Consider the following 12731-nt stretch of genomic DNA (forward strand, 5'->3'; position numbering starts at 1 on the left):
CGGGGTGCTCTGACCGCTGACAAACCTCGTTTAAAGCACTGATACAGGAGCAGAAATTATGAAAATACAGACTTTTGAAAGCGTATGGGACGCGATCAGTGATACACCAGAGCAGGCCGAAAACATGAAGATCCGTGCTCAACTAATAAATATTCTCAATGCATGGATAGCAAAACGGGAATTTACCCAAGCTGAAGCCGCCAAAGTACTGGGGATTACCCAACCCCATGTTTCAGAGCTTGCTAGGGGGAAAATACAGCTTTTCAGTGTGGATAAACTGATTACGATGATGGCTCATGCAGGTGTGTATATCCGGCATATCGAGATAAGCGAGCCGGAAGTCGCTTTAACCACGTTGCCCGCCGTTTAACCCTAGCAAAAGTGAGATCCAGTGCTTAACGCACTGAATTTCACTTTTACTTAAAAGCCCCTGATTTCATTACCGCTATACAATTTGTAAGGTTCTATACCCTCTTTTTTACACTCATCAAAGAAGATCGCCAAAGATTTAGTTCCTTCTTTCTTCAACTCACCAATGTTATAAGCGTAAAAGTCAGCGCCACCACTTAACCCAACAAATTCACCGCGAAACATCTCGATTTCTTGATCAAAAGTGATAACAGCCACATGGCCGTCAATTTTTAATGTATTGTTGATCATGACCTAATTCTCGACTAAAACAGCAAGAACCTGGCAAATAATGGAAATAAACTCTCCAGGTTCCTGATTAAATATTAAACACAAAAACAACAACAAATAAACATATTATTTAAATAGTTCTCTTACCTGACCAGAAAATACCTCACCTCCATCCTTCGCGGTATAACGTACATGCAAAATAATATCTGTCAAATTATCCAAAATATCTCGCTGTATATTGTCTGTTGCCGCTGATGGGAAAATGAGTTTCCAGTCAGAAACCGCGCCCGTTCCTTCAAAAGGTAAATAGCGATCATCACCGAAATTAAGATTAAATGTACCGCTATCATTAATCCCTGATGAAAGTGCGATTTGTTGGCTCGCTCTCAAATTCGTAACAATTTGTTTATTATCGCCTTCTTTATTTGAAAGTAAATATTTCACACCATTAATATCCGGCGTTTTCAATGTATAACTTTTGGTTTGAGTTAAAGTCGCTTTAATATCCTGATAAGGACCAATTAATGTCGGCAGCGTGACCGATACAGAAGTGATCTGGCGTAAATAATGCCCGGCATAATCTTGATCAAATAATTTTTCATTCAGTATAAATGTAATTCCTTCACCAGTTTTAAGCTCAGATTGAATATCTGTCCATTTTTTCGTATCAGATAATAGATTTTTTAACGAGATAGTTTTAGTTAACTCTAAACGACGTTCATTACGATTCAAATAAGCCGATTCCATTTTCAGTAAATTCAGTTTTATTTTTTCTCCTACCAATAAACCATTATGGTTATCATCCCAACCATTTTGCACAATAAATTGGGTGGCAAAATCTCCCATTTCATATTGCCAGCATGCCTGTGCATTTAAACATAGCGAAAGCACTGCATCGTAAGCCTGACGATATAATGACATCATCTGATCATTCAGCCATTGATAAAGCGAAGATTTCGTTACCCTGGTTACAGTCAGAAACTGATACATATCCTGCTCTTTTTGCAGTTGTGCCTGAGATTGTTGTAATGTTGTATTCGCAGCGGAGATTTGTGCCTCTTGCTGTTCAAGCTGTTTTTTCAACATTTCCAGCTCACTTTCCGCCTGTTTATATTGAATCTCCCACTCTTCACGTCGCCGGTTATAACCCGCTTTAATACTTAATGTATCACTCGCCATCTGCATGATTAATGATGCAGTACGTGTAATACCCGCAGAACAAACAAGCGGCATATGCCATCGTTGTCCACCAAATGATGTCCCCGCAATGCTAGGTATCAGCGAAGCGGCACCGGCGGCGGTTAACATTCCTTCTTCAACAGAAGAAATAATTTTTGCCGTACCTTGTAAATTCAGAGCATTAGTTTCATCTGTAGAAATGTTTTCATCATAAAGCGCCTTATAATGATCAATCCGCTGTTGTAATGTCTGCTGACTTTTTAATAATGCCTCTTTCCCTTTTTCAGCAATTGCGACAGCATCTTTCTGCAATGAAATAGCGAAAATAGCTAAATCTTTTAAATGTAATTGATTCAACTCTTCCTGTTCCGCACGATCTTTACGTTCTTGCGCACTCAAGAGTAAATCACCAAAATGACTTAATGTATCTACCGCATGATAAACACTGGGTAACAACGCGCGGAAACGATAAGGCGGTATATTCAAAATACCCGTACTACTGGCTGCCAATAATGATCCACCGTTTGCCATTAAAGTAAGCAAATTTTTTGGATCGACAGGCGTTGCATATAATGGTAACGACAGAGGTTTACCATCTAACGTTAAATTATGGCGCAAGTTATAAAATCTACTGGATAAAATATCCCAATACCACAGTAAATCATTATTCAAAGGCACTCTGAATATCGCATTATCGACCGCCGTATGAGCACTGACTTTAGTGGCTGGCAGATCAATTAATATATCAGGATCAATATTACTCTCAAATTCGCGTAATTTATTATTCTTTGAAGAGGTAACATCTGCCAATTCAATCGGTAGCCAATGACTAATTAAATCAAAATCGGGTCTGGGTCCAAGTAATTGCTGTGCTTGAAGATAGCGTAATTTAGCATTATTAAGTCCGTCATTAGTCAGAAAGCGATAAAAACTATCACCAAAATCAATTAAGTTCCGCACATACATTTGAAATATGGCTTTCTTATAATGTACCGGATCAGCATAAGCTATTGCATCTGGATCTTGTAATTCTTTTAATTGTACTGAGCTATCTTGAGAAACCTCTAACAGGCTGCAATTCCAATAATTTAGGCTACCATTAGCTTTATTCTTTACTCCTGGGTTGAAAATATAGTGTAACCAGTTTTGGGCATCCTGATATTGTTGTGAGGCATTGAGTTGATACGCAACTAAATAAGGCACATGGAAGAAAAGCTCCCAGAAATAAATACTATTTGCTCCGTTAAGCGCTGAATCATTATTTTCATCACTCCCCGGAATAGGCGGCTCTTTAATATGTTGTGCCTCCCAATTCAGTACATCAGCAATACAATGGTTAGCCCGCGCAATAAGCTCTTTGCCAAATAGGGTATTTAATCTGATAGATCGATATTTAAATTGCAATTCAGTAATATCCAGATACTGTGCTTGCGTTTTTTTATCATAAGTCAACAGCAAATTAGGATAGGGAGTTTTACTTATTTTAACTTCATAATAGTTATAACCTAAGTCCGCATCTTCACCCTCTTTCTTATAACCTAATTTTAAAAACATACTCGAATCATTACCATTTATTTCAGCGAGATCAAGTTCTACCGTAGGAATAATACTCTTTCCATTGAGTAATTGGTGTTCTGAATATAACAGACTATCACTCCCCCCTTTAGTATGCCATAAACAGAAATCAGCCTCCCTATAACCTGAATGATCAATATCTACTTTTGGCGTTCCCTCTCCAGAAGCAACAAGTTTACCACCAGACTTATTGAGTTCTGAACTAAATACTTTAGCTTCTTGTAATCCAGACAGAGGCACTTCCATTTCTTTGATAAAATGATAAGCATTACCTTGCTTTTGTCCCCATTCAGAAAAATTAACATTCAACTCAGGATAACCACTCTGACTAGAATTAAACATAATATAAAAATAGTCACCTGATGCATAACTATTATCATTAATAGTCACCGCGACAGAAACCGTTATTTTTCCATTATTTTCTTTAGCGCCATCAGCGAGTGAAATATTAACCTTTCCTGCTTCACTAGATTTACTTTTAAGATCAATATCACATGCTACAGATTTAATAATCTCTTTCCCAATCGACAAACTATTATTACCACTGAGACGTAGTTTTCTACTACCCATTTCAGCAAATAGTGTCATTTTCCCTGTCGCAAGCCCAGGATAACTTCCTGACTCCCGATAAATAGGTTTATCAACTAATTTGTATGTATCCCCAAAATAGGCTGACAACATATTCGATTGCGTAAGATCTTGCGTAGGATTAGATTTCATCTGTTGATAAATATAGAGATCTAATGACTTATCACCAACCAAAGGCACAGGAACTTCATTAAATAGTAAATTACAGGAGTACGGATAATTCTTTTCTCCTGATCTATTATTTTCTGTTTTTACTGGCTTACAAATAGCAGAAATAACTAATACCGGTTCAGCTCGTAAATCCATTAATGCAATCAGTTCAAAGCCATCATTAATTTTATTCTTATCGCCAGTAAAAGTACGTAATTTATTTGGAAGACTCCATTCACCATTAAATTTTCGATATATCAAATTAATACTATAATAATTTTCTTCTTTATTATTATCAGCTTCATGTGCCAACCAAACGATATGAAGACGACCATCAATAACAATTGGCCTGATCTTAATCACTTCCCCAGTAGCAGGAATACCAATTTTTTCCCACTCTTGCCAAGCAGTAGGGTTAATGACATCTTGCATATTTCGATTAGCCATATTCAGCGATCGCCAATAATATTGACCTGGCGTAATATTCATCTTACCAATGAAATAATATTCAGCCTGAGCGGGTGCTAATTCTTTAGTCGTATTGATATAGCCACTCATTAACTCTAAATTACTTATCTCTTCAAATTTATTCAAATAATTCAATATAACTTCTTGAACAACTTCATCACTCAATTTTCCTTTATTTAAATTATCCTCCAACTCTTTAAAATCACTTGTTTTACCTTGACGTAATATAGGACTAATATAATTCTCTGGATAATTCCATAATTGTTGAAAACCAGCCCAAATATTATATTGGCTTAAAACATTATTCCATGTTTTTACTTTATCTTCATATTGATAATCATATCCTGATTCCATATTAAGCATAATGCCATTAATATATTGCTGAACACTGGAAATCGCTTGTGCAACGACACTGGTATTAACCTGACTAGACACCTGATTATCAATAAGTAAATATTGATACAAATCATCCGGTGTTTTTAAATCGGGTACATTCGCTGTTTTTGCAATATGCCCCAAGTAATAACTAACCAATCCATCACGAACATTCTCAGCTAATTTTTTAGCAACAATATTTTTCATATTCTGAACCTCTATTAAATTTTTTATTCCACCATGAAAATTACTTTTACAGAGTTGCTACCATCGCTGTACCAACCTGTTTATAATCCTCATAAGAGGAATGAGCATTGATATTTATCGTCGCTAATAATGAACGCATGGAAAGTGCCATTTCCTCAGACCAAACTTTAAGCCTCATCATAATATCTATTTGAGCTAATGTTTTGACTGTATTATCTTCCTTGCCAACAATATGTGAATTAGCTAATAGCACTTCATCACTCTGCCATGACAATAGTTCAGTTAATATTTTCACCATATTAACTTTATCGTTACTTTTATTACTCTTATTGACTAGCTCCAAATAACGCAATATTTTATCTTCCGCGTTATCTAAAGAAGAAACTAATTGCATCCAATCTCGGTAGCGACTGAAATAATAAATAACCGATAAAGAAAGTTGCGTATTCTGGCAGCCAAACCATTCAGGATGTTCAGAAAAATGCTTCAACATCACAGTACTCAGTTGGAAAGTCTTAATCACTGAAATATATCGCGATAAATCATACATCAGTACTAAATAATCCTGACCGATCATCTCTGGCTGTAAATTCTTATTATCAAACAGTTCAAATGACTTTAATAAAAAATCGTAACTACTTGAGCCGTTCCAGTTTAAAATAAATAGAGGGAACGGTTGTGATAGCTGAAATGCATTTGCCAACATACTAGCCGATATTGCATTTTGTGCGGATTGAGTTTGAGTAATAATTGCAGCCCATTGCTCAGTAATAGATACTTTTATTTTATCATCAAGCAATATGTTTTTTATCGCTTTATTAATTTCATCAGTAACATTAACATCAGGCTTAACTAAACCATATTTTTGGTGAGATACCGCATCTAAAACAGTTTGACGTGGAGTTAACCAATCAATCAAATCACCATTATTATCCAATGTAGGTAAGATATTTGATGATAAACTTTCCAGGGTTAAACTTGCTGAATTACGATGCAATCCAACTTGATTAATAAAGGCCACCTGTGCCGCATTGCCGGTCATAACCACTTCATTAGCTGGTAATAAGAATAGTTGAAGCGTACCAACAGATAATTTATTTATTCTCAACCATTCTGTGGTTTGCTCCATAGCAATCATAATATCAAACATATCTGTTTGCCGATTATTTCCTGCCTGCGATAAATAAGGCATACCAGCGACCTGTTTTAATACTTTATTGCCACCTATCAGCGTTAACAAAACCACACCTTCCTGTGGTGTTAACCCCAAAACTCTCGACAATCGCACAATGCGATAAAACGCAGAAACAACAGGAAGTGAACATGTTAAACTCTTTTTGCCTATCGATTCAGCAATTAATGGCGCTAATAGAGCAAAATCCTTCGCTGCAATTTTTAATCCAGCACATAACTTGCCAATAATCTTATCATCCTGTTTTGTCTCGGAATAAAATTCACGATCATCAATCACCAATGGCGCATCAAATAACGAAGGTGAATTGAAAATCTGATCAAAGAAAGAAATAGCTGTGCCCGTCGAGAAAGGGGTAATTTGATATATCAATGCGGCAAAATCATCAGGCGAAATATGATATTTTTTACTCCAATGATGAAAAATTCCTAACATACGTAAGGTATTATCATTCATCTGTAACTGTTTATTTGCCTCCCCTTCTGCCCGCATAGTTGCCGTCACCAATAAATCAAGTTTATCTACCGGCAAATTAACCCATTTCCACAACCGTATCATGCGATTTAATCTATCAAAGCGTTCATGATTTACACCGGATAGTTTATTTACCGCTTGTGGCAAATGATCACTGGAGACAAATTCACGATACAAATGTAAAAAATCACTCTCTTTTGCATTTGGCCCATTAATAAAAACAGCGCCATAACTATAAGGAGCCGCAGGTATAGCTAAATTAAGCACATTTTTAGATAATCTCACATTATTTTGTTCTAATACCGTCCCTTTATTGGTAGATATTCCTTTTATACACAATAATTGCTCAACTTCTGCGACAGAAAGAGTTGTTTGTGTAGTGAAAGTTGATAACAATTCAAGTAACTCTGCACTACTAACGCCATAATTATCCTGATAGAATTGGCTATTAGACGCATTCAATGGCTCATTAATTATTTTTTGTTGGCAAATACCTAGTTGATTTGCTAAAGGGGCGACAAATTCTCCATTAGCAGTATTCAGATTGGATTTAAGAAAATAAGGATAACGCTTATCTGTCTGTTGCATCATTTCCAAACAAAAAAGTTTTTTATTATCAAATGTTAAGTTAATTTGGTTTTGCGCATAATCATAAGGGAGTTGAAATGGATAACGTACATTAGCCAAAAGATCATAACTGGATAAATTTGCCTTTCCTTGTTGTTTTAATATAGCTTGCAAACGTTGACTTAGCATAGTATTAACCAATGACAGTGTTGAAATCTCCTGATTAATACTGACATCATCCAGCATTAAATGCGCTAAATCAGAACGGCGCTCATCGATTTTAATTGCCTCATCCTCTGCATTGAATTCAATATCCATCGCTAATTTATAAATCTCTGCTAAATAAGCAACCGGTGAATTATTTGCTTCCGGTGCGCCATTTGGGCAGTACTGCTGCCAATTATCCTGAAATAAGGATTGATATTGAGGACCTTCTTTTAATGAAAGCGAAGAATAATTTTTGGCATATGTATTATGAGTGTAATGCTGCTGGCGAAATTTACGGGCTATTTGTATAGCATAGCTGTTTGCCATATCATAAATATCTGCTACCTGATGGTTTGAATTATACTTCTCTAAAAATATATTACGGGGAGTTCTTATAATATCAAAAATAGATTTATAACCTGATTCCATTATCTTATCGGTAAAGTTATATTTATTACCTAATTTATTTAGCAACGGGCTAATATCATGACTCATAGGATCGCCTTTATTTATTGTAAATATATGGATGGGTATTTTATCTAAAAACGATAATAGGCTTGAGAACAGAGATGCAATAAAGAATAAGAAGTTTATTGCATCATCTGATGGTTATTAAAAGCAGTTAGTTATCAACTGATTTTCGGCTCAAGTGTAATCAGAGCATATCCCGCACGATTGGGTTTATTCTTATGTGTCACTCTGAGTAAAACAATTTCCGAACGAGTAATATCATTTGGTGCAGTATAAGTTGCAGTATATTTTTCGATGTCATCACCAAACTCATTTTTTATGACTTCTGGTTCACCTACCTTAATATTTCCTCTTGCAGGCATAAGGCTCCATTCACTTGGAGAAGTCAAATCATTACCGACAGAAGAGAACTTCATTACAGCATCGGGTGTTAATAACTCTTGATTATAGCTAGGATCAATCTTGAATTCAGCTATAGTACTTTTACTGATAAGCAAAATATTAACTTTATCTAAATCGCCATTATCAGCAACAGCCGTCACCGTAACCATATTATATCCGGCCGGGAAAGAAGCTGGAGGCGTATATTTGCCATTCGCATCAACAACGCCATAAACAGTACCCGTTTCCACACTCCAATTCACTTTCTTATTGCCATAAACAGTAAAATTGGCTTCCTTATTAACATCATTCTCATTGATAACAACAAAAGAAGGACTAACCGATACTGAGGAAGGCAACAGAGTGACAACCGCTGAAGCTTTAGCGTTTGTTTTTGAGTCTGTCGCCGTAATTGTCACAATTTGACTATTCCCTTTTATCTTAGTTGGTGCCGTATAATCTCCGGTATTAGCATCAATACTGCCCAATTCCGCTGGAGTAATGGACCAATTTACCGTTGCATTGGTGTTGGTTGTAAATTTATGCTTAGTTTTCACTGGCATAGTTAATTGAAGATCATTAATTTTAAAAGCGGTTGATGTTGGAGAAATATCACCAAATAGCACCATATCCCCAGGCACATACACTTTATCAAATTCAAGATAATTGCTTTCAGGAAACAGAAGGTGATTAACCGCAAATAGACTAATGCTATCTAATTTAATCTTTGCAACATTGGATAAATTATTTTCAACAACACCTTTAACAATTTCTGCTGTTTTATTAATAAACTTTTCTTTAGGGTAAAAATGTATTCCCCAAACAGGTTCATCTAGTTTGTCATATCTGGTGCTCATTCTATTATTTAATTTTAATTCAATCTCATCATTATATTTTACATGAGGCGTAATATCTATCGAACCATCAATATAAAAATCAATTTTAGACTTGTACCAACCACCGCTTATCGGAGAATCGTTAAGAATACCAACTGGTTGGGTAAAATGATAAGAGTGGCCATTATTATCCTCCCCAGAAAAGACAATTTTTTCCTTGCCTGGTTTAATATGCATTCCTGAATAGGGGATCTTGGCATTCTCTAACCACATATTACTGTTATCATGATATTTCACCATTCCTGTCCATACTGTATACCCTCCTCCTTCATATTTTACAGGTTCATTGCTCTCAGCATACCCACTTGTTATATTCAAATAGCTAGCTGAGTCATCCGACTGACTATCTAACTTAACTAATTCTAAATTTACACCCGTTGAACTCGGTAATAAACTTTCATATTGCGGCTTAAGGATATTCTCAAAAAGTGTCTTATTACTGATAATTAGCGTCGCAGAACGATTATCCGGTATCAAATAAGGAAAATTACTTGAGTTAATTGGTAATTTTCCACCGTTAGGATTATAGTTTGTTGCAATAAATAACAACACCGCCCCATGACCATAATTATTAGAACCATATAAATTAGCACCGGGTGCCGGTTGAGTTCTAATTTTAAACATTATTGGAACCAGTCCAGCCATATTATCCAGCTTCAAAATACCTAACTCATAAGTTACGTCATTATCTTTAAGCCAATTACGGAAAAACTCCTTGACTTCTGCTGGCGCATCATCAATAACATTGACTACATTCAAATTTCCCTTTTTAAATTCAACAACAACTTTTCCATCATTATCAACAGAACCTGTCGCCGCAATCAAGTCTACGGTTATTGTCATATAGTAATCATTATTCGGCGTAATTCTTTGATAATTCTTTACTCTACCGTCATCATAAAGTTCTATTATCGTGCCAGAAATAAAGTTTAATTTTACCGTTGCCTTAGAACTCTCAATTGATGAATTTTCAAAGGAAATTAACGGCACTCCCAATATCAAATTATCAAATTTTATCTTTTTATTTCCACTTTCCCAGCAAATAGGCGAAAAATGTGTACCTTCACTTACTTTTCTTACATATTGCTGTTCAAACAGCATATTTATTTTAGTTCTATCATAGGCAGCAATAATATCCCATTCCAAAGTCTTTGTTTTACCGTTAAAATCATCAATAATGCTATTTTCCGTGGTCATATAATCACCTATTTTAGACGTCATAAAAGATTTGTTATTAGAGGAAGCGTATTAGACAATAGCTGCCGCTATCATATTAATTAAATAATATGAAAGTAATCACTAGAATAATTTATATTCGTGTTCTATTGCCAACTTAGACATAAGTTGAATGAAAAATATATATTATTCAATTTACCCTAATAGATTAGCAATCAATTAGGATATATATGATAAGCATAACATATATTAATGAAAATATAATACAGTGAAACATTAATAAAAAACATGTAACGGCTAATATATAATATTAGCCATATAATTAATATTTAAATACAAAAAGCAATAATTACACTGTAAAACATATATTATAAGTTCTGTGAATACTAAAAACCCTTTCTATATAATTTATTCTGTCTAAGATTGTTTTGACAGCAAAGCACAATAACGCTCAATATCCACATTACCGCCACTGACAATGATCCCAACTCTCTGTCCTTGCAACTGCGTACTCATTTGGCGTACAGCAGCAAAACTCAGGCAGCCGGTCGGTTCGACAACCATTTTCATTCTTTCCGCATAAAAACGCATTGCATCCACCAATTCTTCATCAGAAACAGTGAAAATATCATCAACATTTTTTTGAATAATATCGAAAGTATATTGCCCAAGATGTTGAGTTTGCGCGCCATCAGCAATGGTTCTAGGCGTATCGATATGAATAATTTTGCCCTGACGAAATGATTGTTGAGCATCATTACCGGCTTCCGGCTCTACACCATAAATTTTACATTCAGGAGAGAAATGGTGGGCAGCAAGCGCACTCCCTGAAAGCAGCCCTCCACCACCGAGGCAGACAAACAACGCATCCAATTCCCCAACTTCTTCAAACAGCTCTTTTGCCGCGGTTCCCTGTCCGGCAATAACGTGCGGATGATCATAAGGAGGAATTAAGGTCATCCCCTGCTTTTCTGATAATTCACGGCCAATCTGTTCACGATCATCCGTATAACGATCATAAAAAACAATTTTACTGCCATAACCTTCAGTCGCTGCTACCTTAGCCGCTGGCGCATCGAACGGCATAATGATTGTCGCCGGCATATTCAGTATACGAGCCGCCAATGAAATCGCCTGAGCATGATTACCCGATGAATAAGTCACAACCCCATTGCGGCGTTGTTCGTCACTAAATTGTGATAGCGCATTAAAAGCACCACGAAATTTAAATGCTCCCATTCGCTGATAATTTTCACATTTAAAAAATAACTTGGCTCCAGTCATTTCATCAGCAGTGCGGGAAGTCAGAACTGGCGTACGATAAGCATAACCTTCCATACACCGGGCAGCAGCAATAACATCATCATAAACAGGAATATTTTTCATAGGAATAACCGTAAGTTATACGAAATAGCAGACAAAATATCTACTCCAGGAAAACCTATCAAAATAACTATAATTCAGAATCTCTGTGCGCCTGATTAATAATTGCTTTTGCCATCCATTTAGTGATCTCAATAATTTCTTCATTATCCATCTGCCAAATATCTTTCATCACCAAAAAGACCTCAGAACCATAAATCAGGGAAAAAGCACGGATGACATTTTCCAAAGTATCCGGCGGAAAATGCCCTTTTAATGGCTCAACAACCATTGCCAAGATATCTTTACGATGCCCACGAACCAATTTCTTTTCCTGTTTATCCTCAGATAAACATCCCTGAGCCCATTGCTGCAAGGAAACCAGCAGAGCAGCTCGTAACGCGCCTTCATGTTCAAACATGCGAGGATAGGCAAAATTCAACAACTCAATAATCCGCTCCTCCGTTTTTTCACTGGTCGGCTTCCAGGTAAGAATCGGCCCAAGGCTGGCACCAACAATCGCATCAATTAAATCACTTTGAGTCGGAAAATAGCGATAGGCCGTTGCCCTGGAAACACCAGCATGCATTGCCAATTCAGAAACCGAAGGTATCGCTCTCTGTTCAAAAAGTTCCAACGCCGCATTTATTAGCAATGTATAAGTTTTTTTCCGAGTACCGGTAAAATGAGTTTTCTTCTTCGAGTCCATCATCCCCACAACTCTTTCACAATAAAAATCGCTAGATTAACACTTATGGTTAAAATACTTTTTCGCTATCATCACTCTACTCAACTATCTACAAAACGATCAAATTGATTCATCT

7 protein-coding genes are annotated in these 12731 nt (G+C 36.1%); 1 reads left to right on the forward strand and 6 read right to left on the reverse strand.

Annotation, left to right across the window (positions count from 1 at the left end; translation table 11 throughout):
• The first annotated feature begins 58 nt into the window (after positions 1-58).
• On the forward strand, positions 59-370 hold the full coding sequence (locus EAE91_RS18180) for a helix-turn-helix domain-containing protein (protein WP_214089710.1): 312 nt from the start codon (positions 59-61) through the stop codon (positions 368-370).
• A gap of 50 nt (positions 371-420) precedes the next feature.
• Here EAE91_RS18180 and EAE91_RS18185 read toward each other — a convergent pair whose 3' ends face one another.
• The 6 genes from EAE91_RS18185 to EAE91_RS18210 form a co-directional block, all read right to left on the reverse strand.
• Positions 421-660: a type II toxin-antitoxin system HicB family antitoxin gene (locus EAE91_RS18185; RefSeq protein WP_244868923.1), complete on the reverse strand. Its 240-nt coding sequence runs from the start codon at positions 658-660 to the stop codon at positions 421-423.
• 105 nt (positions 661-765) lie between these two features.
• Positions 766-5181, reverse strand: coding sequence for a Tc toxin subunit A-related protein (locus tag EAE91_RS18190; RefSeq protein WP_214089711.1), 4416 nt, complete (start codon positions 5179-5181; stop codon positions 766-768).
• Positions 5182-5227: 46 nt separating this feature from the next.
• Entirely contained in the window at positions 5228-8116 is a 2889-nt protein-coding gene (locus EAE91_RS18195; protein ID WP_214089712.1) for a Tc toxin subunit A, read from the reverse strand.
• A 134-nt stretch (positions 8117-8250) separates the two neighbouring features.
• Entirely contained in the window at positions 8251-10566 is a 2316-nt protein-coding gene (locus EAE91_RS18200) for a hypothetical protein (RefSeq protein ID WP_214089713.1), read from the reverse strand.
• Positions 10567-10962: 396 nt separating this feature from the next.
• Positions 10963-11931 (reverse strand): threo-3-hydroxy-L-aspartate ammonia-lyase, encoded by a 969-nt coding sequence (locus tag EAE91_RS18205; protein ID WP_214089714.1) that lies wholly within the window; start codon positions 11929-11931, stop codon positions 10963-10965.
• 67 nt (positions 11932-11998) lie between these two features.
• On the reverse strand, positions 11999-12619 hold the full coding sequence (locus tag EAE91_RS18210) for a TetR/AcrR family transcriptional regulator (RefSeq protein WP_214089715.1): 621 nt from the start codon (positions 12617-12619) through the stop codon (positions 11999-12001).
• Positions 12620-12731: the final 112 nt, after the last annotated feature.

It is taken from the genome of Photorhabdus noenieputensis (assembly GCF_018448935.1).
GTDB classification, from domain to species: Bacteria; Pseudomonadota; Gammaproteobacteria; order Enterobacterales; family Enterobacteriaceae; genus Photorhabdus; species Photorhabdus noenieputensis.

Excerpts from the sequence above, each read along its gene's own strand:
- EAE91_RS18180 (WP_214089710.1), top strand. The coding sequence starts at position 59 with ATGAAAATACAGACTTTTGAAAGCGTATGGGACGCGATCAGTGATACA.
- EAE91_RS18190 (WP_214089711.1), bottom strand. The coding sequence starts at position 5,181 with ATGAAAAATATTGTTGCTAAAAAATTAGCTGAGAATGTTCGTGATGGA.
- EAE91_RS18205 (WP_214089714.1), bottom strand. The coding sequence starts at position 11,931 with ATGAAAAATATTCCTGTTTATGATGATGTTATTGCTGCTGCCCGGTGT.
- EAE91_RS18210 (WP_214089715.1), bottom strand. The coding sequence starts at position 12,619 with ATGATGGACTCGAAGAAGAAAACTCATTTTACCGGTACTCGGAAAAAA.
- EAE91_RS18185 (WP_244868923.1), bottom strand. The coding sequence starts at position 660 with ATGATCAACAATACATTAAAAATTGACGGCCATGTGGCTGTTATCACT.
- EAE91_RS18195 (WP_214089712.1), bottom strand. The coding sequence starts at position 8,116 with ATGAGTCATGATATTAGCCCGTTGCTAAATAAATTAGGTAATAAATAT.
- EAE91_RS18200 (WP_214089713.1), bottom strand. The coding sequence starts at position 10,566 with ATGACCACGGAAAATAGCATTATTGATGATTTTAACGGTAAAACAAAG.